Genomic DNA, 26497 nt, shown 5'->3' with positions numbered 1-26497 from the left:
AATAAAAGCATTTTCAGCCGATGATGCTTTCTCTCTGAATTGAATGAGTAGACGAAAACGTCCCTTATCAACGATTTTTAATAATATATTTTATGATAGCACTGTTTTAAGTGTTCGTCAAGTGATATTCAAAATTCCCAGTAAGATGATAACATAAAAGGTTATTTTAGCGATTTCCGTTAGAATTGTTTTGATTTTGAGAAAGGAGTATTTCTTGCATACTTTTTAAACATTCCGTTTGGTGGTTTATGGCTTTCAATATCTTAGAAAGTTGCCAATATAAAAGTGCTAGTAAACCGCCAAAGATAACAATGAGTAATGCAAAGATATAATTCTTTAAAAGAACTGAAAACAATATAAAAGAAACCAAAGCAATTGCCGATATGGCTGTTAATTTTTGCATAGAATCAGCTTCTTCTTTTTTTGCTTCTTGCTGTCTCGAATTTTGTAAAGCACAGTTTGGGCAAGTCGATAACTCATCTGCATATTCTTGGTTACAAGTAGGGCATAAAGCCATATAGATCGCCTCTGTTTCTTAATAATGAACACATAAAAGGTTATTTCAGCGATTTCCATTAGAATTGTTTTGATTTTGAGATAGAAGTATTTCTTCGATTACTTTTAAGGAATCGGCTTGGCGATTTAATGCGTTTATTATTCTTCCCAGTCCGTAAAGAAGGGTTGATAATAGCAATCCGCACATGACAGAAGTTATTCCTATCATAAAATCCCAAAAGATTGTCATAAATGTGATAAAGCCTGTAGTAAATAAAACGATGATCGAAAGAATTGTGCAAATAACATCAAAAGTAAATCGGTTTTCTTTTTGTGGAGTAATATGTTCTTTCTCTTTGCAGTTTGGGCAAGTCGATAACTCATCTGCATATTCTTGGTTACAGGTAAGACATATTGCCATATAAAAGCCTCCATTTATGCTATTTTCTTCATTATACAAAATTGCCCATATATTGTCAAACTAAATTGAATGCGAGTTGTTGTGGCAATAACACGCAAAATAGAAAATTATTCATAATATGTAGAAAAAAAGTAGAGATTCGACATTTTAATTGTAATAATATTTGACATTTATATAATGGTATGATAAACTAAAGTTAAATATCCTAGAACAAATTTACTATTTAAAGGATAGAAGGTGACTTATGAAAAATCAAGATAATAACTTTAAAAGAGCTTTGTTAAAAGAGCTAACAGGTTTTTCTTACAAAGAAAAAGAAGGCGATGAAGATATGGCTGATGAAGACGATGATTTCGAATTTGTTCCAATGAATACTGCAACTGCAGAACCAACTTCAGCTGCTAATACAATGCGTAGCGAGCCTGCAACAAGCTATTCTTTTGGACAAAGTACTACCGCAGCTGCAACTGCAACAACTACTGCTACAAATGAAGTTTTAGCAACCACTTCAATTTCAAAAGCAACAGTAATTAACGGTGGCGTGCAAACTAGAGAAAATATTATTGTTGAAGGTATTGTTAATGGTGATATTATTTCTAAAGGTAAAGTAATGATTAAAGGCAGAGTAGAAGGAAATATTTCAGGTCATGATGTAGATATCTCTTGTGAAGAATTAACAGGCGATATTAACTGTGAATCAAAAACAGTAATTCATGCTGCTACAAAGCTAAAAGGTAATCTATTAACCGGACGTGCTACAATTGTTGGTACAGTAGAAGGTAATATCGTTGCAAAAGAGAATATTGAATTATTAGATAATGCTGTTGTATATGGCGACATTAAAGCATCTAGTATTTCAGTTTCTGAAGGTGCAGTCATTTATGGTATGGTTACAATCGGTAAATCAAAACCTGAAGGCGGAAGCTTCTAATTGCAATTCGTTTCATTTATACATAATAATATGTAAAACTCGAGGGCTTCCTCGGGTTTTTTGTTTTATGTAATAAAAACATCCCATAAAACGCAAAATGATGGTTTTATGGGATGAATAAAATAAGGTTATTATTTAAAGACTGTTTTCAATGGCCGATTCATTATAATCATTTGAATTGAGAGTAGCAATGACAGGCATAGCTTTTATATGGGAAAGCCCAGATGCGGCAAACAGAACAAATGCAATAGTACCGGAATAATGATAGCGTGGTGCAACTTCCACTAATAATTGAGAGAGCGTTAAACCAATAAAGAAAAGCGAAATTAGAGTGAATCTTGAATGTTCTTTCTTCTTGTAAGTAAGGAAAACGCCAACGATAGACAATATGATAAGGCAATAATAAAAAGCATTATTTAGTATAGCTAAGATTGATCTGTTTTTTTCGATTGGGAAAATAGGAGAAGCATAGCTAATAGCCGCAGAATCATCTCCCCATAGAATAATAAATTTATTGAGAAATAAAGATAAAAAGTCTATTTTAGGGTTTCGAATTCTGTCCATTGCTAGTTTGAACATTTGGTCTTGTGCTTCAGCCGCAGACCACCCTGGAAGGTCACTATAATGAAATAATAATAAACTGTCATGTAGGTTCCATCTACCGTTTGACTCTTCATTAAAACCTACATATATATTATATCCCGGAGTGAATCCGCATGCTCCTCCAAGACGAAGTTCTACGTATTTATTTGATAAGGCCATTAATATGCAATAGCTAACGAATACGATTATAAAAAATAGTATTTTACGCAGAAGTATATTTTTGCAACTGAAATTACCCATTTTAGTAATAAAAACAATAATGAATAGGGTAATTAAAGGAATTGCAGCTATTGGCCTTGATTGATTCATAAGCACCAACAGTAATGAGAGAATGAATGAGGAAATAAAAATTTGAATGATAGAAAGGTTTTTAAAATTTTCTTCTATATATAGAATGAGTGCACATATGGCAAGAAGTTCTGTTGTATAAAGGGGTTCAGAAAGAACAAACATATTATATGTTGTTTGCGAAGGAAACAAAACCCACAATAAACTTGCAATAAAAGCCATGCGAATACCCGAAAGCTTGAGTCCGATATAGAATACCAGAATCATTGAAAGAACAGATAATATAACATTAATAAGCGGTGGGATTGCCTGATTGGCACCAAAAATACGAAAAAAGATGCTTAGAAATGAAGAATAGCCAAAAATATGGGGGAAAAGCTGTGTATAGCGGGTATCCTCTAAAAAAAACAATTTACTTGCTCTGTTTGCTGTATCATAAAATGCTTTATAATCAACATAGGGTTTGATTTGATATAGCGTTATCCATGAGAGCTTCACAACCAAACACAAGATAGTCAAGACTATCAGCAAAGTTTTCATTTTTATATGATTTATATTGAAGAAAAACTGTGAAAAAAGTGAAAACCAAAATAGACAAATTACAATTCCTATAGTGAATGAAAGAAAGTAGTCTTTCGGTGCCAGAGGAGAAAAGCAGTTAAAAATAATAATAAAGCAAAGAAAGATGCCAAACAAAAAATGAATTGCCGTAGTACAAAACGACGGCAATTTTGAATAAAATCGCATAATATCACCTTTTTGTAGTTCGAAAAATATATACTTATTTCTTTTCCTTGAAAGCAAAGAAACGCTGACCAATATAATTGAGTAACGTGAATAAAACCATTCCAAATAGCATTGAAATTTGCTCAACCCATGAGGTTTTTAAATGCATATCGCTTAACAACAGTTTCATCAGTGGTTGTGCTAACGAATAAGCCAATAAATAGCAAATTGCAACGTTAATACTGAATTTCAAAGCCGTTTTCCAAATTGAATCCTTGTTTTGGAAGGTAAAGCTCTTATTGAGAACAAAGCTTAAAATACTGCCTAATATGTAGGACACTGAGGAAGATCCCCAATAGCCAAAATGGAATAGGTTATATAATAAAAACATGATGACCATGCTAAACAGGGTGTTGAGAACTCCTACCAGAACAAATTTAATTAACTTGATGTCAAAAAACTTACTCATTTATTGCTCCTTATCATCGTTATTTAAAAACTCTTTAATAATAAAGCGAGGACGAGCTTTGCTTTCCAAATAAATCTTGCCGATATATTCACCAATAACGCCAATAGAAAGAAGAAGCAATCCACCAATAGCCCAAATACTAATCATGACACTTGACCAACCTGCTACAGTATGACCTGAAAAAAAGCTAACAAGTGCATAGATTAACATTATGATACTAACCATAAAAACAGTAAAGCCAAGACCGGTAATCAAGCGAATAGGTTTTGTGCTTAAAGAGGTAATGCCCTCCATTGCAAAAGCAAGCATTTTTTTAAGCGGATATTTGCTTTCACCTGCAAATCGCTCACTCCGTTCATAAGTCACAATATCAGATGGATATCCTATCATTGGAACAATTCCTCTTAAAAAGAGGTTTACTTCCTTGAATTCGGCTAAGCCTTCCAATGCACGTTTACTCATCAAGCGGTAATCGGCATGGTTGAATACGGTATTTGCACCGAGTGAATTCATTAACCGATAAAAAGCCTCGGCGGTAAAACGTTTGAAAAAGGTGTCTGTTGTTCGCTTACTTCGTACACCATATACAATGTCGCATCCTGCAAGATATTTATCTACCATGGCATCAATTGCGTTGATGTCATCTTGTAAATCAGCGTCCATGGAAATGACCATATCAGCGTAATCTTTCGCTGTCATTAAACCGGAGAGTAACGCATTTTGATGACCACGGTTGCGGCTGAGGTTAATTCCGCTATAAAGCTTGTCCTCTTGATGAAGGGCAGATATCATTTCCCACGTTTTGTCTTTTGAACCGTCATTGACAAAAACAATACGACTTTGTGGTAAAATTTTTTTACACTCGATTAAAGCGTTCATTTTTTCTTTCATTCGTTTTGCTGTTTCGGGCAATACTTCTTCTTCATTATAACAAGGGATAACAACATACAAAATTTGATCCATTTAAAACCATCCTATTCCAAATTGTGATTTATTTTATTATACATTTACTAGGCCAAAATGTAAATGAAATAGGGTAAATCTTTTTATTATGGTGCTACATATTCATAGCTTGCTTGATTACTGTTTAATGAAAAAATTTGGTGTCGTGATTCATATAGCTCATACCTTGCGATACAAGAAGCGCTTTCATGTATTGTGCGTTCCATATGACCGTATTGAGGTGCAAGAAGAGGATGCGAAGCTTTTTGTAAAACAGTAATGACCAGTTGGTAATTTCCTTGTTGTAAAATCAAGTTGTTTTCCGTAACCTTTAATACTTTAACTCCAAGATAGGTTGCAAATCGATATTCTTTTCCTTGATAAACCACATTCGCAATACATCCTTGAAAAGATGTTCCAAACATAGGAATATTGGCTATTGCCGCCATGACAGAACAATCCGTTTCAAAGCGGTTGCATTGTGTCCAAGTGTAGCCTTTGGGAAATGAGCGTCCCCAATCAGTTTCAATATATCCTGTTCCATTAGCAAATGATATTTCTTCTCCATTCAGATACAGCTTACCTGTTAGGCGATGCTGCATACTTATGATGCCATGATGACATTCCAAGAAAGGAACATGGGCGAACGGCCCCATGATATCATATTTAGGTGGGGTAAAGTCATCAAAATATACTTTTCCATGCAGCTCAAGCTGTGTTGTTTTTATTTTTAACAATACTCCACTTTGGCAAAAGAGATTGCCGCCAATTCGAATGTGCAGTTTATTCTTCATAGCTTCAAATTCCGAATAATCATATCGAATTTGATAAGAGTGGGTATTGGTAATCACTTGTATCATTGCGTATTGGTTACCGTGCTTGGTGTAGTGAACACTGGAGATAATGGCTATCGTTTGTTTCTCAGTTTGTTGTTTAAAGTACCAACCTTCGAAGAAAGAAGATTGTTTGTTTTCACCATGATAATAGTTCATTGAAACGCTCCTTTATCAGTTTTACTATAGTATGAGCCAAAAAGAAAGGAAACAAACAGAGAAAAAAGAAAGCAACGGTATTAAAAATGAATAAATCACAGTAACATATTGACATTAATAATACATTGTATATAATAGTATTTAGTAATACTAAATACTATGTGGAGGTGAAAAAGTGGAAAATCATTTTGAGCGGCAATTGAAAAAGGGAGTTTTGGATATGGTTGTTTTGGGGTTTATTTGCAAACAACCGAATTATGGCTATGAACTCTTAACTCAAATGGACAAGCAAAGCAATGGTATCTTAGCCATTAAAGAGGGCACCCTCTATCCGATTTTGTATCGACTTGAGGATGATCAGTTAATTGTGGCTGAGTGGCAAACAAGCGAGGGGCGTGCTGCTCCTAAAAAAATGTACACAGCGACTGCAAAAGGGCGGTGTGTATTAAAATCGCAAGAAGCAACATGGAAAAAGTTTGTTTCATGCATTAACCAATTTTGTGAGGAGGACTAGGTATGACACTGCAAGACAAAACAGTAAATAAATATAGCAATGACATAAAAAAGAACCTTAAAGTATCTCTTAAAATGAAAACAAGAATTATGAACGATTTAAATGCCGATATCAATGCACGAAGAGAAGCCGGTGAAACGATAGATGAAATTATTGCAGATATGGGCACACCTCAAGAAGTTGCAAATGGGTTTAATAGTGAATTAGCCGATTGTGAATCTAAGGGAAGTACTTGGCGATATGTGTTTTTGGGGTTAGCCATTCTTTCTGCAATTTGTTTTGTACTTTCTGTTGTTTCTTATCTCATTCAGACTCCATATACAATTGGATCAATGACAAAGAATGAAACGAGCGCATTTGTTGCCCAAGTAAATCATAGAGTACCTTTTTGGGTTACCCTCCCTTTCTCTATTGGTTGTTTGATGGAATACTTTTTATTAAAATGGAAAAATTGTGGTACCAAAAAGCATTATGGATTGATTGCAATAATGTCTGTGGCAGCAATACTATTTTTTGTAGGTGATTTGATTAGGTGGAGCATATCTTATTATATTGAACTTGAAAGCACAATGCATGTTACAAAAGGGAATTTAAGAATTGACAGTATAATGTCAGCAGTAAAATCACTTTTATATCCAGGCTTTTGGTTGCCGATTATAACCCTTATCGTGTCAATTCGTCAAAGAAAGATAGATATTTCTCAGAAGCTATAATGAATAGAAAAAGAACGAGATAAAGCAAAGCTTTATCTCGTTCTTTTTCTATTGGTTTATTTTTTTAATCAGTAAGTCTCTGATACCACCATCATTTAATATACGAAAATAGGAAACGAATCCTTCAGGTGTACAATAGGCAGAACCGGAGATTTGATATTCAGATTGTTGACCATCTTTGGGGCCACATAATAATATTGCAGAAAACTCATAGGTAATAATTCGCTTGGCTTTTTCGCTTTTGGTGTAATTGGCGGTTGATTCTTTTTGCTGAACTGCTCGAATTGATTTTACAGAAATTGTATGACCACTTTCGTTTGCAATACTATGATATCGAACATCGTTGAAACTTTGCCGAAATATGGTTAATGCTTCTTGCGTCATATAAGGAATATAGTTAGTATCAATATACTTTTCATAATTTTCGTTAGTGCCACCGATTATTACATCTGAATTCTTAGAGTCAGGAACGCCAACGATAGGCTCTTCTAAATATTGAATTACTTCTGAATTCGGGCAAGTGAACATATTGGATATTACCATAGCAATAGACTTTTGACATTTTTCGTCTACTTTAGAGTTGCAGCCAGTTGATAGTAGTATCAATATGCTTATGGTAGCGCATATTCCAATTAGGATTATCCGATTATGTTTGTTATGTATTTTTGCCATCCCTCACACCTCTATTATAAAATTATAGTTATCATGGTGTTAATACCTCTATTACAATACCACAATTTTCCTTATAAAGCAATGTGGTAAACTACAAAATATTAAGTGTGTTAAATGGATAATTATGTTTGCGTTTTTGTATGTATGATGTATAATATAAAATAAACAAAAATTGTTTATATCATCCAATTATAGATAAATTAAAATTTGGAGGTCAATCATGAAAAAATGGTATGATGAAGAATATGAATTTGAAATTGAGGTAACAGGGTTTCTTCGCAGTGACCACACAGAACGGTATTGTCGAAACGGTGAGGAAGTGGGAGATAAGTATACTTGCACCTACGGTTGTCCTGTAAATAAGGATGGACAAGGTATTTGCTCTAAAGTAATGATGGTTATGTTCCCAATCATGGAGGCAGTCAGAAGTGGTGGAGATTTAGAGAACATCGGTGGCAACGAAAAATACAGAAAGGACATTGTATGTCCAGATGGGTGCGTTGTATTTAGCCTAACGGCAAAAAAACTTGGTAATGAGAATTTTTATAAGGGAAAGTTTTTCGATTAGTTTTGGTTAATAGTGTGTTTTCTTTTAGATATTTATTATGAATAATTTTATTTGGTGTGTTGCTTGATTTAATGCATAGTTTTATTTAATGGTTATTTATTCTCCTTAAAAGCAATGTGATAGAATAAATGAACAATTGTACAATGAAGCATATCAAAGATAAAGTTTATTTATAATTTATTGAATAAGGAGAAGAAAATGATAAAAGAGTTTAGTATTGAAGACAAAGAGCAATTATTTAAAATTATTAAACAAGGAATTATTATTAGAGATGAAGATATTATTAATTATATTACTCATAAAGATAGTAAAATAATTGTATATGCTGATAATGAAACAGGTATTATAGGATTTAGTAGCTTTAGAATATGGGGTAAGGATAAAAATAAGGCAGATGTAGATACATATGTAGTTCCAAGTTCAAGGAGAAAGGGAATTGGAACTCTGTTGTATAATGAAATAATGAAGTATACAGCCGAAATAAATCTCGGTTTTATAAATACAAGATTTAGGGTAGACAAAGATGATGCTACTTTACTTTATAAAAAGTTAGGATATAAAAAGTGGTATGGAGAGCATGATTTGATTTATAATGGGTCAGAACAGCCTAAATCAAATTTGAGGTTTGTATCTTATGAGGATAAATATTTTGAACAATACGCAGAAGGACAACGAGCAAGCTATTATGAAATAAGAAAGGCATATGATTTTCAACCTCATTTGTGTTGTGAGTTAGAAAAGAAAAAAAGAGATGAATTAATAAAAAATAAAGAGATAAAGCAGAAGCTTTATCTCTTTATTTGGTACGCCCGAAGGGATTCGAACCCCCGACCTTTTGGTTCGTAGCCAAACACTCTATCCAACTGAGCTACGAGCGCATATGCACAAGAAACAATTTGTTCTAACGTGCTATAGTATAATAACATATTGAGATAGGCTTGTCAACCGTTTTAAGAAAGTAAATTTTGGTAAAATAAAATCTTGCTGTATTTTTTTTGCTTTTCTTGTATTGACAATATTTTTTTGATGAATAAAGGAGACAGCTAGAACATAGATAAAATACAATTATTCATAAATTATTGTTTCAATATTTTATCTAAATGGTATAATACAATTAAGAAAAAGTTTAGGAGTCATTATGTTTCAAATAAAAGATAAGCAGAAATTTGTTACAATAGTTTTCATCGTTGTAGTTTTATTGATTGCAGGCGTTTTATTCTTAGCGTTTGAACTGCAAAAAGAGAAAGATTCCCCAATGCAATATGCTGTTGCCCGAGTTTCCATAGACGGCGCAAATGTGGAGTATATTAACTTAACGTTGCAAGAAGATGGAGTAATCGATTTAAAGCCAAAGTATCATGTTCCTGTTCAATTGCAAATAAAAAATCATGCAATCTGTTTTCATAATGTTACTTGTCCGGATAAGATTTGTGAAAAAGCAGGCTACTTAAAAAAAGACATGGATATGGCAGTTTGCATGCCGAATAAAACCGTGGTTCGGGTAGAGTTGATGTCAAAGCAAGAATGGGAAAAACAAAAGCACTAATCGTAAAATCAGGGTTTGAATAGACTTGGTGTTTTCTTTTTATGGTAACATATTTGTTGTATAATGATAGCCTTGTGGAAAAAAAGCATCAATATAGCGGCACATTTTTAATATTCCCATGCTGTGGCTGGAATGAATATTCAATCGGTCGGGTATTTTGTTGTTTTCAACCATCCATTCTAATACATGAAGTCCGTTATAATAGTCGCCTAAATCAAAATCTAAAGATACAAATTCAAAGGATATTAGCTTTAATAAGTTGATGCAATCCTCATAATTGCGAACAACACAAAAGCTTTTATCGGGAGCATCTCTTCTATCATCTAAAAAAAGTTTCATAAAGCACCTCAAAACTCGATATTCCAATAGAATTATTATACTGCTTATACGTAAGGCTGTAAAGCAGATAACACAATTCCCCCAATCATAGAGAACAAAACTACGATTGGGGGAATTCATTATGCGTTTTTGATATACTCTTTTAAAGCATTCATTTTGGTGACATACTGCGTTGTGGTAAGTTTTACATAGATATTTTGAGGCACTTGTTTAAATAAAACATTCACACTGGCTTCAATATCGTTAATATATTTTTCAATTTTTTCATCATTATATTCAATTCGGTGCAGAATGACACAGATTAAGATAAAGTAATCAAAAATGGAATCAAAATCAATGTTTTCAATTTTGGTTACTACTGTAAGCCATTTTCCGATATTTTCATTTTCTTCTCGTTCTTTAAAACGGGTATCAAAAATGACATTGTTGTGTGCAATTGCATTTCGTAAGTCTTTCAATGCATATAAGATATTGGTTAGTAGCTGTGACTCTATATCTTGATTATACACCATACTCAGTTCTCTTAGTATAGTTGTGCGTGAATATTGATTTAAACAAGAACAAAAGGTTGCAAAGTCACCGAGTGAAAGTACTTCAAATACAGCCCAAACCGGAATTTGATCACCTCGTTCGTGGAAATGGGCGATAATAGAGTTGTTTTGAGAATACCGTTTGGTAATGGTCATTTGTACTTTTTCTTGCAAATGAGCTCGTTGGCGAGCAAGACCTTCGTTGCCTGGTTCATCATTCATACGATGACGATAAACTTCTTTCATATCAGCAGAAGGAATTCCTTCAACAATATTAGCGACAACAATATTTTTTAATGCTGTTTCAAGAAACATTAAAACCGGATAAAATGCAGCCTTTAACGCATTATCGTAATCAATAACTGCAATGAGCTCTTCGAATTTTGTGTAAGGAATATAGCTCTTAGGTTTTTTAAAGAAACGATAGCCTTTATATGCATGATAATAGCCGTAGTTTATCATTTGGCGGGTATGTTCGCTGGTAACTTCAATGCCCTTGGTTTCTTTTAAGTGGGCAATTAACTCTTCTATTAGTTTAGGACTATAGTCGTTACTCATAAAGAGTCCCCCTTCTCGTTGAATTTTATAAAAGCTGACTTGCTTTTAAAATAGCTGCAATTGTTTTCCCATCTTTTATTTCATTGGTATAGATTAAATCACATGCTTGTCCTAACGTCATTTTTTCAATTTTTAGAAATTCATCATCGTCTAAATGTTGTTGTGAGGGAATTAAACCTTTGGCAATATACATATAAATAACCTCGGTTAAATATGCGACAGATGGATAGAATTCACCCATTGGTATGATCTCTGTTGCTTTCATACCGATTTCTTCTTCTAGTTCTCTGTGTGCAGCATCAATAGGGCTTTCGCCCTTATCAATTTTCCCCGCAGGAACTTCGAGCATAACTCTTTGAAATGGATGACGGAATTGCTTTACAAAATAGATTTTATCATCTTTATCAACTGCAACAATACAAACTGCGCCATTATGTTCAATTACTTCTCTGGTTGCTTGGCTTCCGTTTTCCAATAAAACAGTGTCTTTTCTAAGATTGAGGATTTTTCCCTCATAAATGCGTTCAGTATCAATCGTTCTTTCATATAGCTTCATGTTTTTTACCATCCTTTTTGTGAAACCTTGAAGTTTTGTTGGTAACTTAATTATTTTAAGCTGAAAATAGTTACATATACTTTATTATCACATAAAACCAATAGAACATCAATATAAATTAATATCCTCAACAGAAGATGGAGGCTTTATGATATGCATAAGATACACGCAGATTTCTATACTTCTCCACCAACTTATAAGCATTATGTTGATAAATTGATGGAATTGAAAAACGAATTTCCTTTTGTACAGCTGTTTTCAATTGGACAATCCGTTTTAGGTCGGCAAATTTTCGCACTTAGTATTGGAAACATGAAACAAGTTACACTTATGGCGGGAGCGTTTCATGCACAAGAATGGCTAACTACTACACTTCTTGTACGTTATTTAGAGCGGGTATGCTTGGCAGTTCGAGAAAAGTCTAAAATATGTGGAACTTCATTGAATCAATCGCTTTCGCAAAAAGGATTATTATTTGTACCAATGGTCAATCCAGATGGTGTATGTATCGCTTTGGAGGGGGCGGAGTCCGCAGGAAAATATGCGCCGTTTGTAACGCAAATACAATTGAGCTCACAACGAAGCTGGCAAGCGAATGTAAGGGGAGTCGATTTAAATCATAATTACGATGCAGGGTTTCGTCAATTAAGAGAGATTGAAATTCAAAGTGGAATTACCGGTCCGTCACCACGTCAATACGGGGGGCAATATCCTCACAGTGAACCCGAAACCATGGCAATGGTACGTTTGTGTTTACGACATAATATTAGTACTGCATATGCATTTCATTCTCAAGGCGAAGAAATATTTTATGAGTATGGTGAAAATCCTCCTGCAAAAGGTTATTATATGGCAAAACTGTTGTCTCATGTGAGCGGGTATACTTTGGTAAAGAATGATGGATTATATTCTCATGGTGGATTTAAGGATTATTTTATTGAACGATTTGACCGTCCGGGTTTTACGATTGAAATTGGAAAAGGCGAAAACCCATTGCCGATTACAGATTTGGAAGATATTTATGAGCGACTATTAGAAAGTATGGTAATCATGTCTGTGTTGTGATAGAAAAGTAAGAAAAGGTGCATAGCAAGACGCTATGCACCTTTGTTTATAATAGGGTGTGTTTTTGGTTAATGATCATATTCTATTTCTTTATGACAGATCGGACAAGCTTCTGGTTGTTTGGGATTCCATTGTAATTTTGCCAGCCCCTTTTTACAATGGGGACATCTTAATTTTATAAATCTTAGTATAATGCCGCTGAGTGCTAGCAGCATGGAAAACGAACAAAGCGAGATTTTAAGGTAAAACAAATGAGGAGAATGTGCTAAAGCGATTAAAGCTATAAACAAAAGGAAAAGGCCTATATAAAAAAATAAATAGGATACTCGATTCCATTTTCTTGATAATTTCAAAGATGATTCCCCCTAGTTACGATTATACTTATTTTATCATAATAATTTTGGAAAAATAAGTAAAAATTGTTGCTTGATTTTAAAGGTAAAATAGCTGATAGTGGCGGAGCAAATTCGTTAATATAAGGATTTATGTAATGATGTAACCATTCTGTTTCTTTTTGTTTCCAGTTAATCATTGACATTTTATACAGATATATATAATATGGTTAGAAAAGAGATGTAACTAGAAATTTAATGATTCTTCTCGTAGGGGCGAACCTGAGTGTTCGCCCGTTAGTAAAGTAAAAAATGTTATAAGGAGGATTTGGTATGAATAGGTTAAAATGTTTTTTGGTATTCGTTTTAGTTTCTACTTTGCTTGTTTCTTGTGCTCCGAATAACAATGAAAGGCAATATATGAGCAATAAAGAATCTAGCAGTGCATCGGTAAGCAATCAAGTGGCTGAAAGTAGTAAGACGGTGAAAAAGGAATTTGTATATGGATATGGATTTAATGGACTATATGAGTATACGTTGTCTGGCACCCAACAAGAGGTAGATTGCTTGCAACGAAAAAAGATACGCACAGTTGACGAGGCTATAAAAACATTGTTTCTAGGGAGTGGTGGAGATAATCCACTTCATTCAAAACACTTAAAAGGTAGCTTTTCGACTCTTAATATTCCAATTCCATCTGATCTTGATATAGGTTATACCTCTATCATGGTATTGCAAGCATTTAAGAAAGCAGAACTAAAAGATAATACCTATATTTCAATTGATGATAAGGAATATCAACCGAAAGATTTAAAGAGCTATATTTTATATGAGGATGATGAATTGCTTGTTTATAACTTTACAGAATTTGCAAACGGAATGATTGCAAAAGAATATATAGAAACAATAGAATGTGATGGTATCAATTTGGTTGAAGTGTATGAAAAGTTGGTAGCGGAAAAGAAACCAATTGTAAAACCGATAAAGCAATAATCGTAGGGGCGAACCTGAGTGTTCGCCCGTTAGTAAAGTAAAAAATGTTATAAGGAGGATTTGGTATGAATAGGTTAAAATGTTTTTTGGTATTCGTTCTAATTTCTGCTTTGCTTGTTTCTTGTGCTCCGAATAACAATGAAAGGCAAAATATGAGCAATAAAGAATCTAGCAGTGCATCGGTAAGCAGTCAAAAATCAATTAAAGACAACTATTTGTTAGGATGCACAATGGATGAGCTATCTCTAAAATATAGTTCGCAAGGTACTACAGAAGAACAAGATAGTTTAGTAATTAAAAAAAATAAAACAGTAGATGATGAAATCAAATTATTATGGTGTATGAATGGTGGAACAGCAGGAAAACTTGGTAAGTTTAATGATTTACGAGGTGATTATAATTATCTTTATGCGAGTGTTTCCAAAAAAGGTGATATTGCTATAACTCCTATTCCAATTATGATTTTGCAAGGATTTAAAAAAGAAGAAATATCCGATAAAGCATTTATCTTAATTAACCAAAAAGAGTATCGTCCGTCGGAATTAAAGGATTGTATCATATATGAAGATGATAAGGCGATTGTTTATAACATGACAGAAAAGGTATCAAATTTATCCATAGAAAACTATATTGATACATTAGAACAAGACGGCGATAATTTTGATTGGATGGTAAAGGTGTATAAAAAGTTGCTGTCAGTTAAAGAAGCCATCCTAGCACCAAAGACGACGGAGACCAACAATATCATTGACCAAAAGGATATTCCATCCGAGTTGGAAATAAAAGACTGTGAATACAAAGCAATGCAAACCGTTGTTAATATATTTGGACAAATAAAAATATCTGATTTGGGTGAGTATGACTTTCGGTATTTTACAGAAAGAGGCATAGAATTCTATAATGAATATAAGAAAATGTTTAAAGATAAAAAGCTTCTTTCAGTAGGTAAGCCCAAAATAGACGGGTTCTATTCGAAAGAGGAAGAAAAAATCAGTGCTATTACATGGGTTTGGTATGAAGGAGTCCAAGCAAGAACTTGTTTTGATATTTATTTTGTAAACCAAAATGGGAAATGGTTGATTGACAGTATTGAATTGAATTCTTAGTGAATTGAAAACAAAAAATCGAGGCTGAAAACCCAGTCTCGATTTTAGCTTGTGCCTATTTCGTCTTATCTTGAGAGTAGACGGATGTTTTCATTTGTGTTATGCTATCTTTTTTCTTTTTATAGTAATCCGTTAGCTTAAAGATTAGGGATAATAGTACGATGATTAATGCTAAAGATAAGATAATAAGTGCAATGTAGGATATGCCGCTTACATTCGGTAAAAAGGAATCCAATAAAAGCTTGGTAAGACAGCCAAAAGCAACTCCGATTGCTATATAAAACGTCTTTTTCATTATGGTAGTATCCTTTCCTTTAAACTTTGATTTTGGTCCATTTGCCGCTGTTAAATCGAGCGAAATTTAATAACAATCGCATTGCTTGGTCAATAAAAAGCCCAATCCATGCTCCAATTAGCCCCCAACCACATGGAAAGCAAAGAACCCAAGATAATAAAGGACGTATGACGGCAACACTGATAAATGAAGTGAGTGCAACAAATTTGGTATCGCCTGCGCCCCGTAAGCAACCTGAAACCACCACTTGTGAAGTTTGAATATGAGTGGTAAAGGCAATAATAATCATAATAATTGCGCCTAATGCGATAATTTGCGGATCTGAGGAAAAAAGTCCGACTAAAAACTTTCGTGCAAAAACAAAGATTAAGAAAAGAACTGTGGAAATTCCAAACGAAATTCTCTGACCTGTTTTTCCGTATATTCGTGCTAAATCAGGACGTTTTGCACCAAGACTTTGTCCTACTAGGGAAGAGGCGGATACCGCCAATCCATCTCCAAATGAGAACGATATATTGATGATATTCATACAAATTTGATGTGTGGCGAAAGCAATCATACCTAAACCAGCAACAATTTTTGCATAAGTAAAGAATCCAATTCGCATAAATACCTGTTCCACCATAGCGCTGCCACTTATGCTGATAATTCCTTTGATTGTTTTTTTATCAAATTTCCAACTGGTCTTAGATTTCATCTCTAAGAATTCTGCTCGATAAAAAAGGGAACGAATGGACAAGGTGCATCCAACCATACTGCCGATTACTGTTGCAATTGCAGCTCCTTGTACACCGAGCTTTGGAAAGAACCAGATCCCGTTAATCAAAAAAAAGTTTAAAATTAAGTTTACAGTGTTTGCGCATAAATTGGTGCGTAATGATATTTTGGTATTTCCGGCACCACGTTGTGCTGCATTGATTGTTAAACTAATTGAAGTAAATACAATACTAATCATTAAAATGCGGAAAAAAGCAATTGCGTAACCTATGTAATCTGATTTTGCGCCTGCAAATAATAGAATTGGCTTTGCAAAAACAAACCCCAGTATAGCCATAATAAAGGATAACACAAGACTGATAATCAAGCATTGCTTTAAGCAGCTATTTGCGCCATGATAATCATTTTCACCTTTCCGTCTTGCCACAATTGCGGTTACGCCGACATTCAGGGAGAATATCATTGCCAGTAAGATGAATTTTGGTTGATTGGTAATACCAACCGCAGCAATTGCTTGTGCCCCAATTCCGCCAACCATGATTGTATCAATTGTACCAACTAATCCAACCAAAACAGATTCCAACGCACTGGGCCATGCCATTTTCATAAATGAGCTGTAAATCTCTTTTGAACTCGGCAAATCACCTTTCCGATCTTTCAAAGCGACCATGCACTCAACGGAAAACAGCTTTTTTAACAACATTTTCATGATAGTCCCCTCGTATTGTTTTTATATATTTATCTTTATTAGGTTATTATACCATTCTATATGGATGAATTCAACAAGGCTTGTTTCCAATACCATTATATGTTATAGTAGAAACTAGGCGTTGGAGGTATTCTTTTTGTGGCTCCAATACAAAAGGCGAACAGGATCGTTCGCCTTTCAAGTTTTCGTGTTTTTCTATGATGTAATATGGAGATGTAATCAATTAAAATGGGCTATCGTTCACTTTCAGCAACGGCACTTTGCCCATAAAAAATAAAATCGTCTAAATCACCGTCAACAGAAAACCATTCTTCTTGTAAGGTTTTTGATAAATTATTTTGTTGTTCAAGCAAAGGTTCCATATCGGTTGTCATGTGAATTCTCCTTTCAAGTAATTAACTCATTTTATGATAAACGAAAGAAAATGTGTTGCTTGAAACAAATTTAGTATTTGTGGTATAATCATTCTAAACAACGATAATCAAAGGAAAACTTGTATGATATCGTTGTTGCGTTACGTTTCATTGTTAATATAACGCATGGGTTCATAATATTATTTCTGCCGTTTATGATATAACAGTATTTATGTTGGTAGAATACTAGTATATGCGTGAAATAAAAAGCTATCACAAGAAAAGTTACCCTTAATTTACCCTGTTAATATGTTAAGCCAGGCAATTGATGAATCAAAATCACCAGGAGGCAATATGCAAAAATATATCTATTTGATTTTGTCCAGCAGCAGTTCTGTTCCGGCAAAGCTCATAAAATTTTTTACAAAAAATCCATTGAATCACAGCTCGATTTCATTGGATGACGGTTTGCATAAAATGTATAGCTTTGGACGCCTTAAAATGTGGAATGCATTTTATGGAGGATTTGTTGTTGAGGATAAAGATAAAGGCTTTTATGAAAAGTTTACGGATACGTATATAGAGTTGTATCGTTTTCCTGTAGATGAGGAGACATATGAACGTACAAAGGTTTATTTAGAGGCTTGTGCGAACGAAAAAGATACTTTTAAATATAATTTGTTGGGTACTGTTTTATCAAAGTTCAAAATCCCGTTAGTAAGGAATAAACAATTTTTTTGTTCTGAATTTGTAGCGGTTGTTTTTGAAGAATGCGGTATACGAAAATTAAACTATAATCCACATGTTTATCATCCCTATTATTTTTTAGAATTGGAAGATAAAGAATTAGTATATAAAGGAATGCTGCGAGATTATGTTCAAGCGCATAGCGAAGCCAGTTAAACGGTAGTAACAATAATAAGAAGGAGACTTGAAAATGCGTATCCAAGAGTCAGGCGAAAATTACTTAGAAACAATTTTAAAATTGCACAAAGAAAGTGGTTTTGTACGCTCCATTGATATTGCAAACGAGTTAGATTATACAAAGCCAAGCATCAGCCGTGCGATGAGCATTCTAAAAAAAGAAGAGTATATTACAATGGAGCCTTCGGGGCAGATTTTATTGACGGAAAAAGGCTTGGCAAAGGCGAATGAAATATATGAGCGTCACAATATTATTACAAGTTACTTAGTACATACTTTAGGGTTAGAAAAAGAGCTTGCAGATAAAGACGCTTGTAGAATTGAGCATGTAATTAGTCAAGAAACGTTTGAAAAAATGAAAATGTATATGCAAAATCAATAACGAAGAAGCCAACCTTTTTCAAAGTTGGCTTCTTTTCGCTGTTGCCTTTAGGCTTAATAAAACCCCTGGTTCTACCAGGGGTAGGTAAAAAAGCCTTGGCAAAAATAAAACCTCCATGTTAAAATAGTGACGGTTTGGCGACCGTATCACAAAGATAACAAGGAGGAATTAAGCAATGAAAAATGAAGTAAAACAGACAGCACATTCAAGTTATAGGTGCGAATACCATATAGTGTTTGCACCAAAATATAGAAGAAAAATAATTTATAAAGATTTGCGAAGAGATGTAGGTGAAATATTTCGAAAATTATGCACAGAAATGAAAGTGGAAATAATAGAAGCGGAGGCATGTGTAGATCACATACACATGTTAGTAAGTATTCCACCGTATATGAGTATATCACAGTTTGTAGGAACACTCAAGAGTAAGAGTGCACTGATGATATTCGATAGGCATGCAAATTTAAAATATAAATATGGATCACGAAATTTTTGGTGTAGAGGTTATTTTGTAGATACAGTAGGAAAAAATGAAAAGAAAATAGCAGAGTACATTCGAAACCAATTAGAAGAAGATTATGCAAAAGACCAAATTTCATTTAAAGAATATACGGACCCGTTTACGGGTAATCAAGTGAAATAGGGCAAAAAACAAACAGCCACTTATAGTGGCTGCCTGTAATTGTGATGCGATGACAAACTTTCAGCACCCCTTTGAGGGGTCAGCACGAGTTGACCCTTCTAGGGTCTGAGCAAACCACTAGTTCACTAGTGGTTTTGATTTATATTGCGGTCTTGGGGTAATTACTGTTGTAAATTGAGGTAATAATAATTCTTGACGAAACAAATTCTATACGTTACAATTATTGTAATATATATAGTTAATGTTTTCATGAATCAAACATAAAGGAGATCGTGTTATGATAGGTTGGCTTATTGGCGGTGCAATCGTTTTGATATTGGTATTTTGGTTTATTGGGGGATACAATTCCTTTGTTAAATTGAAAAACAAGGTAGAAGAAAGCTTTGGAGCAATGGACGTCTTTTTGAAAAAAAGATATGATTTGATTCCAAATTTTGTTGAAACGGTAAAAGGCTATGCAAAGCATGAATCTGAAACACTTGAAAAAGTAATTGCAGCTAGAAATATGGCTGCAAATTCTACAACAATGGAGCAACAAATTGAAAATGAAAATGTGCTGCAAGGTACATTAAAAAGTTTGTTTGCATTATCTGAAGCATACCCTGATTTAAAAGCAAACGCAAACTTTTTATCCTTACAAAATAAATTAAATGAAATTGAAACAGAGATTGAGCGTTCTCGCCGTTTTTACAATGCAATTGTTGCACAATACAATACGAAAACGGAAATGTTTCCAAGCAATATTATAGCAAATATGTTTGGCTTTAAGAGAAAACCTCTTTATGAAATTACAGATACAACGCAAAGGGAAAACGTTAAAGTTCAGTTCTAATAATAAAAAACCGAGGGTAGACATTACTGTCTACTCTTTCGGATATTAATATGAAGTGAGGGACAGCGATGAAAACAGCGAAAAAGATTGTTTTATTCATTGGATTATTGGGAATCCTTTGCGGTATATTTACAACTCCCTGTTATGCAGAAGAGCCAATGCAGGGTGGAGAATATTATGATACAAAAAGCTATGATGTTTCCGTTACAATTGACGAGAACAATCAATATCATGTAAAAGAGCAAATCAATGTTGATTATAAAATGCCACGTCATGGAATTTATCGTTATATTCCTTATAAAAGCTCTCTTATTCGGCCTGAAAACGGAAAAGCAATATGGTATCCTCAAAGAGCACAGATTAACATTGAAAGTGTAAAGGGTGACGATAGAGCAATATCATATGAAAACGGAAATGTTGTTGTAAAGATTGGAAATGCAGAACGAATGGTAAGCGGAGATAAGTCATATGAAATTGCATATACTTATCGTCCACATGATGATCGGTCTTCTGCATTTGATGAAGTGTATTTTAACATATTACCTACTCAATGGGCGACCAGTATAGAGAATGCAAAGTTTACAATAACAATGCCAAAAAAATTTGATGAGAAAAAGGTTGCCTTTTACGCAGGCGGTTTCGGGGCTCAAGATCAAAGCTATGTAAAATGGAGTGTCAATAACACAACCATAACAGGTGAACTTGTAAAACCACTTCCTGTTAATAATGGTGTTACTTTAAAAATTGATTTGCCACAAGGCTATTTTACATCACAAAAAACGGATACAGGTATTACTGTATTCATGTGGGTGTTGATTATAGGTTCTCCATTGTTAGTTTTGCTGTTATGGTTTTTATTTGGACGGGATCCTAAATTGATTAAGCCGATTACTGTTAAAGCACCTGATTGGATGCGACCTACTGAAGCAGGCTATATCATTGACGGAGTAGTCGAAACACGAGACATGATTTCCTTGTTGTTCTATTGGGCTCAAAAGGGATATATTCATATTACAGAATTGAAAACTGGAAAGATAGAGTTGAAAAAGTTAAAACCGCTTCCTGAAGGCACAAGAACATATGAACATACTATATTTGATCGATTGTTTCGTTTGGGAAATGTTGTAGAAACGAAGGCATTAGAGGGTGTGTTCTATCAAACACTGGCTTTAGCAAAATCGCAAGTGTATATCCAATTTAATGCAAAGGAATCTACTCGTCTATATACCAAAGGCTCTATTGGAGCAAAATGGGTTGCAGTTCTATTGTCAATCATACCGTTTGCGGCAAGTTTATTCATTACTCATTTTATCAATATCAGCAGTAGTGGAGCTTTTGTTTTAGCTGCGATATCAACGGTAATGCTGTTAGTTAGCTTTATTGTATTTGTCCAAATTATTTCTACTTGGTATGGCAAGCCGAAAGAAAAGCGCAGTACATTTTTAGCAATACCACTTATCATTTTTGCAATTGTTGTGGTTCTAAATATTTTTACTAGTATTTTAAAAATGATAAGCAGGCCATTTGGCGTACACGCCTATTCGGGACTTTATATCAATCCGATTCTTCCGATTATATGTGGTGTAATTGCTTCGTGTATTTGTGTTGCATTTGCTTGCATCATGAGAAAACGAACACCAAATATGAATGAGTGGTATGGTGAGATTCTTGGCTTACGAGAATTTATCGAGGTTGCGGAACGTGACAGATTAGAAATGATTGTTAAGGAATCACCAACTTATTTTTACGATATATTACCGTTTGCATATGTGTTTGGTATTTCAGAAAAATGGGCTGCTAAGTTTGAAAATATCGCAATGCCTGCACCGGAATGGTACTCCGGTAGTACATTTGATAGTCGTGCGTTTAACACAATGATGTTTATGCATGCAGTTAATCACAGCATGAATACAGTTTCCAATAATATTTCAATTCCTCCTGCTCCAACACCAAGTAGTGGTGGCGGCGGATTTTCTGGCGGCGGATTTTCCGGTGGGGGATTCTCTGGCGGCGGCGGAGGCGGCGGAGGCGGCGGAAGCTGGTAATAATGATTTTTAAAAGCGTCTATTGTAAATGTACCGACCTCCCAATCGTTAGATTTTTAGGTCTAACTTTTTGGGGTCGGTACACAATAGGTGCTTTTTCAATTTTAGTATGTTTTTTTATTGTGAAAAATTTATTCAATAATGATAATGATTTTATTTTTTCTGCCGATAAAAAGATTGGAGTATATTATACAAAAATTAATTGATATAAATAACGATAGATTAGATGGGACAGGAGAAAGGTTCATGGAAGTTTTTGTTGCCAGACAACCAATATTAAATCGTGAATATAAAATAAGTGCATATGAGCTGCTGTATCGTGACAGCTTAGTAAACTCCTATCGCAAAAACATGGATGGTAATATTGCTTCTATGCGTGTTATTAGTGATGCGATTACTACCTTTGGGTTATATCAGTTAACAGATGAAACAAGAGCATTTATTAACTTTACTAAGGATCTTATTATAGAGGATTATGCTTATGCTTTTTCTCCACAGGAAATTGTAATTGAGCTTTTGGAAGATATGGTGTATGATGAGCAGTTGATTCAAAAAATTGTTCAGCTATCAAATGAAGGCTATCAATTTGCTCTTGATGATTATATAGGTGGTCCAATACCGGATAATTTATTAAAATACATATCAATTGTAAAAGTGGATTTTCGAAAATGTACAAGCTTGGTGCGTTGTCAAATTGCCAGAAATCTGCAAGCGTATCCTATTCATTTACTAGCAGAAAAAATTGAAACGGAAGAAGAATATCAGGAAGCGTATGAAGAGGGGTATGATTATTTTCAAGGGTATTTCTTTGCAAGACCGGATGTGTGTGTAAAAAATCAACTCCAATTTCAAGATAAAAACTACATGTCTATTATAGACGAATTGCAATCCGCAACTCCCAATTATGAAAAGATTGAAAACTCTATTTCAACAGATACGAATTTATTAGCTCGGTTGCTGCGAATGAAACAAAATTTTCACTGCTTTAGTGAAGTGAAATTGGATTCACCACGTTATGTGATAGCGTTAGTTGGACTAGCTGAAATACAAAAGTGGATTATGTTGAATTTGTTGCGACACGTTAATCAAAATAAACCATCTGAAATTATAAAAACAACGTTTACTCGTGCTCATGTGGTAGAAAAAATGACGTTAGGCTTAAATACTGTTAATAACAAAGAGTATAATGGAGAGATGTTATTACAAACCGATAAAACAACAAGCAGCATTATAGAGGAACTTCCCTTTAATCAAGATATGAAAAACAAGTTAAAACGACGTGATTGTGTATATGCAGATATTCTTTCTATGATAACAGCATATGAACGTGCAAGCGGTGGATTGTCAAGTGTTATTCAAAATCGTCTGCATTTAGATTGTAATAATGAATCGGTTATTTATTCGTAACAGTACATAATATAAATACTTTAAATGCTGCTTTTTAAGCAGCATTTTTTGTATATATGGAGATGGTTGAATACAAACTAGAATTATAATTTAGGAACCGTATCCCAAAATGTATCTAACTCCTCAACATCATAAGAGGTATTCTTTTTCTTTTTGCTATTATTGTTTTGTTTTATTAATGGTAAAGTCTCTTGTAAAGTACTTTGCATATTGGTTTGGTAAGTTTGTTGTAAACTAATAAGATGATATGATGTTGCATTTGTCCCATTTGTTTTTATGGAAAGTGCATTTATTTGAATTAAGACCTTTCTTGCGTTTACAATGGATTGGCGGGTTAATCCGGTTAGAAGAATGAGCTTTTGATTGGGAACAGTAAACCATTCTTTCCAACCACATTTATTATTGATATGCATTAGTGCATACCATAAAGCAATTTGACCAGCGGATAGTTGTTCAAGCTCAATAAGATCATTAAACGCTTTGATTTCTAGTATGTAATTCATTTTTGTCATCCTTTCGTAAAAAACCTTTCACTAAAGGGACATATAAATAGAAAAGTTGCACGTTTTCGTGCAACTTAGGAAGAAATATATATGTAGGGCAAGGGATTGCTTTTACCATTTAGCAAAAAGTAGAAATCAAACGGCGAAAAATATTTCTTGATAAACGCCATATAACACTGTATAATATAACTACAAAGTAATATACTGTAAAATCAACTTACAAAAATTCCGATTAGTCAGAATTAATGATTTCTGTATATTGGAATATATATGACGAAGCAGGAGATTGTGGGCATTTTAAGCATCCAATTTGATTACTAGAATGATTTAGGGGTGTTGGCGAATTGAAAAAGAAATATAAAACTTTAATTTTTTTTATAATTTCTGTGATTATATTTACTGTACTTTTTTGTCTATATGTTCATTTTTACGTAGCTCTATTGTGTAGTATAGGAACGTCTTTGATATTTGTAATTGCAAATTCCCTTTTTGAAAAGAACAAATATCTTGATGTGTTGTTAATAATATGTATAGGTGTTTCTTTGTCAATTCCAATTTTAATTAAATCAAATACCATTGAAGAGTTTATATGGGATTTTATTAAATATATAATTATAGTTATTATTTGTTATATGATTAATAAACGTAAAACTTCAAAGAATAACTATCCTATACCACCACTTGATAAGCTGTAGCTTATCAAGTGGTTATTCTTCACAAGAACAAAAAGCTATGCAAAATATCATAAAATTATCTTTGTGCAATATAAACAAAAATATTTTTTAAAATTTTAATATTTTTCTAAAAAAATGATTGCATTTTATGTTGAAATATAGTAAGATAGTTAAGCAAGACTGCAACGTGCTCGAAAAGTATGACTTTTTGAGCCAAAGATATGCGTTGAAGCGGGAGGTTGCCGAGTAAGTCAGTTTACTGCGTCGGGTTATTTCCGTGGAGTATGTCCGATTTTAAACCGGGCGACATTTATTCAAACACAAAAGCGTAGCTGCAATATCCCTACAGAAAAAGACATTTTAGGGTTTCTTTTTTGGTGTAGATGTGATTGCGCCTATTGTTATGCTTTGTAGGAATTCTAAAGAATATATTCGATAGAATGAGTACACGTCCCTATCCCGGAAAAGCTTTTCACAAGTTTTTTCGGTGTTTTTATGTAAATATTCATGAAACACACGGGTGCGTTGTGTGGTATCCAATAACAATGCAATTACATTGTATATAAGGAAGCTTTATTGAATGAACGGTCAAGTCCCCAATGAAAAACTAAGAGGAGGCGATCACAGTGGCAGTCAAAGAGCAAATCAGAATCAGACTAAAAAGTTACGATGCTACATTAATCGATACTGCAGCAGCAAAAATCGTTGAAACTGCAAAAAGAACAGGCGCTAGAGTTTCTGGTCCTATTCCGCTACCAACGAATAAAGAAATCGTAACAATCATCCGTGCTGTACACAAATACAAAGACAGCCGTGAGCAGTTTGAAATGAGAACTCACAAAAGACTAATTGATGTACTAAGACCATCTGCAAAGACAGTTGAAGCACTTCAAGGTCTAGAACTTCCTGCTGGTGTTGACATCGAGATTAAACTATAATCTTTCAAGATGTTATCAGTGAGAGGTCATGTTGGTGAAAACCAACCAATAACCTAAATAGGAGGAAACACAATGAAAAAAGCAATCATTGGAAAGAAAATCGGTATGACACAGATTTTCGATGAGAGTGGTAAAGTAATTCCTGTAACAGTAATTGAAGCAGGCCCTTGTGTGGTTGTTCAAAAGAAAACAATTGAAAATGACGGTTATAACGCATTACAATTTGGTTTCTCTGATCTAAAACCTCACAAAGTGAACAAGCCACAAAAAGGTCACTTTGCAAAAGCAGACGTTGCTGCTAAAAGAATTCTAAAAGAGTTCAGATTAGAAGATATCAACGTTCTAAACGTAGGTGACATTATCAAAGCGGATACTTTCGAAATCGGCGAAATCGTTGATGTTCGTGGTACAAGTAAGGGTAAAGGTTTTGCTGGTACAGTAAAACGTTTCAACAATGCAAAACTAAAAGAAACTCACGGTACTGGACCTGTTCATAGACACGCTGGTTCTATGGGTGCTTGTTCAAGCCCTTCCCGTATCTTCAAAGGCAAAACAATGCCTGGTCATATGGGTGCTGAAACTGTTACAGTTCAAAATTTAGAGGTTGTAAAAGTAGATGCTGAAAACAATTTAATCGCACTAAGAGGTGCTGTTCCTGGTCCTAAGGGCGGTACAGTTACTATTATCAACAGTGTGAAAAAAGCGTAGGAAGGAGG

General features: G+C 34.0%; 31 protein-coding genes and 1 tRNA gene. 17 read left to right on the top strand and 15 right to left on the bottom strand.

What is annotated here, in order from left to right:
* Positions 1-166: 166 nt before the first annotated feature.
* Both RBG61_RS05980 and RBG61_RS05975 read right to left on the bottom strand, forming a co-directional pair.
* Positions 167-517, bottom strand: coding sequence for a hypothetical protein (locus tag RBG61_RS05980; protein WP_307946721.1), 351 nt, complete (start codon positions 515-517; stop codon positions 167-169).
* Positions 518-562: 45 nt separating this feature from the next.
* The gene (locus RBG61_RS05975) at positions 563-916 is read right to left on the bottom strand and encodes a hypothetical protein (protein WP_307946718.1); all 354 of its coding nucleotides are present in this window, start codon (positions 914-916) and stop codon (positions 563-565) included.
* A gap of 244 nt (positions 917-1160) precedes the next feature.
* Here RBG61_RS05975 and RBG61_RS05970 point away from each other — a divergent pair, with 244 nt between their 5' ends.
* Positions 1161-1847: a bactofilin family protein gene (locus RBG61_RS05970; protein ID WP_307946715.1), complete on the top strand. Its 687-nt coding sequence runs from the start codon at positions 1161-1163 to the stop codon at positions 1845-1847.
* 135 nt (positions 1848-1982) lie between these two features.
* Here RBG61_RS05970 and RBG61_RS05965 read toward each other — a convergent pair whose 3' ends face one another.
* The 4 genes from RBG61_RS05965 to RBG61_RS05950 all read right to left on the bottom strand — a co-directional run bounded on the left by RBG61_RS05965 (position 1983) and on the right by RBG61_RS05950 (position 5867).
* Positions 1983-3149, bottom strand: a complete 1167-nt coding sequence (locus RBG61_RS05965; RefSeq protein WP_307946714.1) for a hypothetical protein — start codon at positions 3147-3149, stop codon at positions 1983-1985.
* A gap of 370 nt (positions 3150-3519) precedes the next feature.
* A complete protein-coding gene (locus RBG61_RS05960) occupies positions 3520-3933 on the bottom strand; it encodes a GtrA family protein (protein ID WP_307946713.1) in 414 nt (137 codons plus the stop codon).
* A complete protein-coding gene (locus RBG61_RS05955) occupies positions 3934-4896 on the bottom strand; it encodes a glycosyltransferase family 2 protein (protein ID WP_307946711.1) in 963 nt (320 codons plus the stop codon).
* Between the two features lie 86 nt (positions 4897-4982).
* The gene (locus RBG61_RS05950; RefSeq protein WP_307946710.1) at positions 4983-5867 is read right to left on the bottom strand and encodes a tocopherol cyclase family protein; all 885 of its coding nucleotides are present in this window, start codon (positions 5865-5867) and stop codon (positions 4983-4985) included.
* A gap of 175 nt (positions 5868-6042) precedes the next feature.
* Here RBG61_RS05950 and RBG61_RS05945 point away from each other — a divergent pair, with 175 nt between their 5' ends.
* Both RBG61_RS05945 and RBG61_RS05940 read left to right on the top strand, forming a co-directional pair.
* On the top strand, positions 6043-6381 hold the full coding sequence (locus tag RBG61_RS05945; protein WP_307946707.1) for a PadR family transcriptional regulator: 339 nt from the start codon (positions 6043-6045) through the stop codon (positions 6379-6381).
* A 2-nt stretch (positions 6382-6383) separates the two neighbouring features.
* Positions 6384-7094 (top strand): HAAS signaling domain-containing protein, encoded by a 711-nt coding sequence (locus RBG61_RS05940; RefSeq protein ID WP_307946705.1) that lies wholly within the window; start codon positions 6384-6386, stop codon positions 7092-7094.
* Positions 7095-7142: 48 nt separating this feature from the next.
* On the opposite strand, the gene RBG61_RS05935 is transcribed toward RBG61_RS05940, so the two are convergent.
* Entirely contained in the window at positions 7143-7766 is a 624-nt protein-coding gene (locus RBG61_RS05935; RefSeq protein ID WP_307946702.1) for a hypothetical protein, read from the bottom strand.
* Positions 7767-7986: 220 nt separating this feature from the next.
* Here RBG61_RS05935 and RBG61_RS05930 point away from each other — a divergent pair, with 220 nt between their 5' ends.
* On the top strand, positions 7987-8334 hold the full coding sequence (locus RBG61_RS05930) for a TIGR04076 family protein (RefSeq protein ID WP_307946699.1): 348 nt from the start codon (positions 7987-7989) through the stop codon (positions 8332-8334).
* A 198-nt stretch (positions 8335-8532) separates the two neighbouring features.
* The gene (locus RBG61_RS14015; RefSeq protein ID WP_373889739.1) at positions 8533-9180 is read left to right on the top strand and encodes a GNAT family N-acetyltransferase; all 648 of its coding nucleotides are present in this window, start codon (positions 8533-8535) and stop codon (positions 9178-9180) included.
* Here RBG61_RS14015 and RBG61_RS05925 read toward each other — a convergent pair.
* Positions 9136-9212, bottom strand: a tRNA-Arg gene (locus tag RBG61_RS05925). The two genes, RBG61_RS14015 and RBG61_RS05925, sit on opposite strands and share 45 nt — an antisense overlap.
* A gap of 260 nt (positions 9213-9472) precedes the next feature.
* Between RBG61_RS05925 and RBG61_RS05920 the strand changes: the two genes are divergently transcribed.
* Positions 9473-9880 (top strand): NusG domain II-containing protein, encoded by a 408-nt coding sequence (locus RBG61_RS05920; protein ID WP_307946696.1) that lies wholly within the window; start codon positions 9473-9475, stop codon positions 9878-9880.
* Positions 9881-9919: 39 nt separating this feature from the next.
* Here the strand turns inward: RBG61_RS05920 and RBG61_RS05915 are convergent, their stop codons facing one another.
* From RBG61_RS05915 to RBG61_RS05905, 3 genes are all read right to left on the bottom strand, one after another.
* Positions 9920-10219 (bottom strand): cyclic-phosphate processing receiver domain-containing protein, encoded by a 300-nt coding sequence (locus RBG61_RS05915; RefSeq protein ID WP_307946693.1) that lies wholly within the window; start codon positions 10217-10219, stop codon positions 9920-9922.
* Between the two features lie 119 nt (positions 10220-10338).
* Entirely contained in the window at positions 10339-11307 is a 969-nt protein-coding gene (locus RBG61_RS05910; RefSeq protein ID WP_307946691.1) for an Abi family protein, read from the bottom strand.
* Between the two features lie 25 nt (positions 11308-11332).
* Positions 11333-11863 (bottom strand): NUDIX domain-containing protein, encoded by a 531-nt coding sequence (locus RBG61_RS05905; protein WP_307946690.1) that lies wholly within the window; start codon positions 11861-11863, stop codon positions 11333-11335.
* Positions 11864-12016: 153 nt separating this feature from the next.
* Between RBG61_RS05905 and RBG61_RS05900 the strand changes: the two genes are divergently transcribed.
* From RBG61_RS05900 to RBG61_RS05890, 3 genes are all read left to right on the top strand, one after another.
* Positions 12017-12928 carry a M14 family metallopeptidase gene (locus RBG61_RS05900; protein WP_307946688.1) on the top strand — a complete coding sequence of 304 codons (912 nt, stop codon included), beginning with the start codon at positions 12017-12019 and terminating at the stop codon, positions 12926-12928.
* A gap of 665 nt (positions 12929-13593) precedes the next feature.
* Entirely contained in the window at positions 13594-14253 is a 660-nt protein-coding gene (locus RBG61_RS05895; RefSeq protein WP_307946686.1) for a hypothetical protein, read from the top strand.
* 65 nt (positions 14254-14318) lie between these two features.
* The gene (locus tag RBG61_RS05890; RefSeq protein ID WP_307946684.1) at positions 14319-15359 is read left to right on the top strand and encodes a hypothetical protein; all 1041 of its coding nucleotides are present in this window, start codon (positions 14319-14321) and stop codon (positions 15357-15359) included.
* A 55-nt stretch (positions 15360-15414) separates the two neighbouring features.
* Here RBG61_RS05890 and RBG61_RS05885 read toward each other — a convergent pair whose 3' ends face one another.
* The 3 genes from RBG61_RS05885 to RBG61_RS05875 form a co-directional block, all read right to left on the bottom strand.
* A complete protein-coding gene (locus RBG61_RS05885) occupies positions 15415-15654 on the bottom strand; it encodes a hypothetical protein (protein ID WP_307946682.1) in 240 nt (79 codons plus the stop codon).
* Between the two features lie 19 nt (positions 15655-15673).
* Entirely contained in the window at positions 15674-17080 is a 1407-nt protein-coding gene (locus RBG61_RS05880; protein ID WP_307946680.1) for an MATE family efflux transporter, read from the bottom strand.
* 233 nt (positions 17081-17313) lie between these two features.
* Positions 17314-17454 (bottom strand): hypothetical protein, encoded by a 141-nt coding sequence (locus tag RBG61_RS05875; protein ID WP_307946678.1) that lies wholly within the window; start codon positions 17452-17454, stop codon positions 17314-17316.
* Positions 17455-17787: 333 nt separating this feature from the next.
* Between RBG61_RS05875 and RBG61_RS05870 the strand changes: the two genes are divergently transcribed.
* From RBG61_RS05870 to RBG61_RS05845, 6 genes are all read left to right on the top strand, one after another.
* A complete protein-coding gene (locus RBG61_RS05870) occupies positions 17788-18336 on the top strand; it encodes a hypothetical protein (RefSeq protein WP_307946676.1) in 549 nt (182 codons plus the stop codon).
* 34 nt (positions 18337-18370) lie between these two features.
* Entirely contained in the window at positions 18371-18739 is a 369-nt protein-coding gene (locus RBG61_RS05865; protein ID WP_307946675.1) for a metal-dependent transcriptional regulator, read from the top strand.
* 175 nt (positions 18740-18914) lie between these two features.
* A complete protein-coding gene (tnpA, locus tag RBG61_RS05860; protein WP_307942351.1) occupies positions 18915-19382 on the top strand; it encodes an IS200/IS605 family transposase in 468 nt (155 codons plus the stop codon).
* Positions 19383-19659: 277 nt separating this feature from the next.
* Positions 19660-20214, top strand: a complete 555-nt coding sequence (locus tag RBG61_RS05855; RefSeq protein ID WP_307946672.1) for a LemA family protein — start codon at positions 19660-19662, stop codon at positions 20212-20214.
* Positions 20215-20282: 68 nt separating this feature from the next.
* The gene (locus RBG61_RS05850) at positions 20283-22259 is read left to right on the top strand and encodes a DUF2207 domain-containing protein (protein ID WP_307946670.1); all 1977 of its coding nucleotides are present in this window, start codon (positions 20283-20285) and stop codon (positions 22257-22259) included.
* A 246-nt stretch (positions 22260-22505) separates the two neighbouring features.
* Entirely contained in the window at positions 22506-23666 is a 1161-nt protein-coding gene (locus RBG61_RS05845) for an EAL and HDOD domain-containing protein (RefSeq protein WP_307946668.1), read from the top strand.
* Positions 23667-23749: 83 nt separating this feature from the next.
* Here the strand turns inward: RBG61_RS05845 and RBG61_RS05840 are convergent, their stop codons facing one another.
* Entirely contained in the window at positions 23750-24169 is a 420-nt protein-coding gene (locus tag RBG61_RS05840; protein ID WP_307946666.1) for a hypothetical protein, read from the bottom strand.
* Positions 24170-25469: 1300 nt separating this feature from the next.
* Here RBG61_RS05840 and rpsJ point away from each other — a divergent pair.
* Both rpsJ and rplC read left to right on the top strand, forming a co-directional pair.
* Positions 25470-25781: a 30S ribosomal protein S10 gene (gene rpsJ, locus RBG61_RS05835; RefSeq protein ID WP_307946664.1), complete on the top strand. Its 312-nt coding sequence runs from the start codon at positions 25470-25472 to the stop codon at positions 25779-25781.
* Positions 25782-25853: 72 nt separating this feature from the next.
* Positions 25854-26489 (top strand): 50S ribosomal protein L3, encoded by a 636-nt coding sequence (gene rplC / locus RBG61_RS05830; RefSeq protein WP_307946663.1) that lies wholly within the window; start codon positions 25854-25856, stop codon positions 26487-26489.
* Positions 26490-26497: the final 8 nt, after the last annotated feature.

Source organism: Paludicola sp. MB14-C6, from assembly GCF_030908625.1.
Classification (GTDB): domain Bacteria; phylum Bacillota; class Clostridia; order Oscillospirales; family Ruminococcaceae; genus Paludihabitans.
The sequence above is the reverse complement of the archived record's forward strand: the minus strand, read 5'-3'. Positions and strand labels throughout refer to the sequence as shown.

Excerpts from the sequence above, each read along its gene's own strand:
- RBG61_RS05905 (WP_307946690.1), bottom strand. The coding sequence starts at position 11,863 with ATGAAGCTATATGAAAGAACGATTGATACTGAACGCATTTATGAGGGA.
- RBG61_RS05840 (WP_307946666.1), bottom strand. The coding sequence starts at position 24,169 with ATGAATTACATACTAGAAATCAAAGCGTTTAATGATCTTATTGAGCTT.
- RBG61_RS05865 (WP_307946675.1), top strand. The coding sequence starts at position 18,371 with ATGCGTATCCAAGAGTCAGGCGAAAATTACTTAGAAACAATTTTAAAA.
- RBG61_RS05875 (WP_307946678.1), bottom strand. The coding sequence starts at position 17,454 with ATGACAACCGATATGGAACCTTTGCTTGAACAACAAAATAATTTATCA.
- RBG61_RS14015 (WP_373889739.1), top strand. The coding sequence starts at position 8,533 with ATGATAAAAGAGTTTAGTATTGAAGACAAAGAGCAATTATTTAAAATT.
- RBG61_RS05955 (WP_307946711.1), bottom strand. The coding sequence starts at position 4,896 with ATGGATCAAATTTTGTATGTTGTTATCCCTTGTTATAATGAAGAAGAA.
- RBG61_RS05960 (WP_307946713.1), bottom strand. The coding sequence starts at position 3,933 with ATGAGTAAGTTTTTTGACATCAAGTTAATTAAATTTGTTCTGGTAGGA.
- RBG61_RS05980 (WP_307946721.1), bottom strand. The coding sequence starts at position 517 with ATGGCTTTATGCCCTACTTGTAACCAAGAATATGCAGATGAGTTATCG.
- RBG61_RS05880 (WP_307946680.1), bottom strand. The coding sequence starts at position 17,080 with ATGAAAATGTTGTTAAAAAAGCTGTTTTCCGTTGAGTGCATGGTCGCT.
- RBG61_RS05845 (WP_307946668.1), top strand. The coding sequence starts at position 22,506 with ATGGAAGTTTTTGTTGCCAGACAACCAATATTAAATCGTGAATATAAA.
- RBG61_RS05855 (WP_307946672.1), top strand. The coding sequence starts at position 19,660 with ATGATAGGTTGGCTTATTGGCGGTGCAATCGTTTTGATATTGGTATTT.
- RBG61_RS05900 (WP_307946688.1), top strand. The coding sequence starts at position 12,017 with ATGCATAAGATACACGCAGATTTCTATACTTCTCCACCAACTTATAAG.
- RBG61_RS05920 (WP_307946696.1), top strand. The coding sequence starts at position 9,473 with ATGTTTCAAATAAAAGATAAGCAGAAATTTGTTACAATAGTTTTCATC.
- RBG61_RS05885 (WP_307946682.1), bottom strand. The coding sequence starts at position 15,654 with ATGAAAAAGACGTTTTATATAGCAATCGGAGTTGCTTTTGGCTGTCTT.
- RBG61_RS05915 (WP_307946693.1), bottom strand. The coding sequence starts at position 10,219 with ATGAAACTTTTTTTAGATGATAGAAGAGATGCTCCCGATAAAAGCTTT.
- RBG61_RS05970 (WP_307946715.1), top strand. The coding sequence starts at position 1,161 with ATGAAAAATCAAGATAATAACTTTAAAAGAGCTTTGTTAAAAGAGCTA.
- RBG61_RS05930 (WP_307946699.1), top strand. The coding sequence starts at position 7,987 with ATGAAAAAATGGTATGATGAAGAATATGAATTTGAAATTGAGGTAACA.
- RBG61_RS05935 (WP_307946702.1), bottom strand. The coding sequence starts at position 7,766 with ATGGCAAAAATACATAACAAACATAATCGGATAATCCTAATTGGAATA.
- RBG61_RS05890 (WP_307946684.1), top strand. The coding sequence starts at position 14,319 with ATGAATAGGTTAAAATGTTTTTTGGTATTCGTTCTAATTTCTGCTTTG.
- tnpA (WP_307942351.1), top strand. The coding sequence starts at position 18,915 with ATGAAAAATGAAGTAAAACAGACAGCACATTCAAGTTATAGGTGCGAA.
- RBG61_RS05950 (WP_307946710.1), bottom strand. The coding sequence starts at position 5,867 with ATGAACTATTATCATGGTGAAAACAAACAATCTTCTTTCTTCGAAGGT.
- RBG61_RS05850 (WP_307946670.1), top strand. The coding sequence starts at position 20,283 with ATGAAAACAGCGAAAAAGATTGTTTTATTCATTGGATTATTGGGAATC.
- RBG61_RS05940 (WP_307946705.1), top strand. The coding sequence starts at position 6,384 with ATGACACTGCAAGACAAAACAGTAAATAAATATAGCAATGACATAAAA.
- rplC (WP_307946663.1), top strand. The coding sequence starts at position 25,854 with ATGAAAAAAGCAATCATTGGAAAGAAAATCGGTATGACACAGATTTTC.
- RBG61_RS05870 (WP_307946676.1), top strand. The coding sequence starts at position 17,788 with ATGCAAAAATATATCTATTTGATTTTGTCCAGCAGCAGTTCTGTTCCG.
- RBG61_RS05895 (WP_307946686.1), top strand. The coding sequence starts at position 13,594 with ATGAATAGGTTAAAATGTTTTTTGGTATTCGTTTTAGTTTCTACTTTG.
- RBG61_RS05975 (WP_307946718.1), bottom strand. The coding sequence starts at position 916 with ATGGCAATATGTCTTACCTGTAACCAAGAATATGCAGATGAGTTATCG.
- RBG61_RS05910 (WP_307946691.1), bottom strand. The coding sequence starts at position 11,307 with ATGAGTAACGACTATAGTCCTAAACTAATAGAAGAGTTAATTGCCCAC.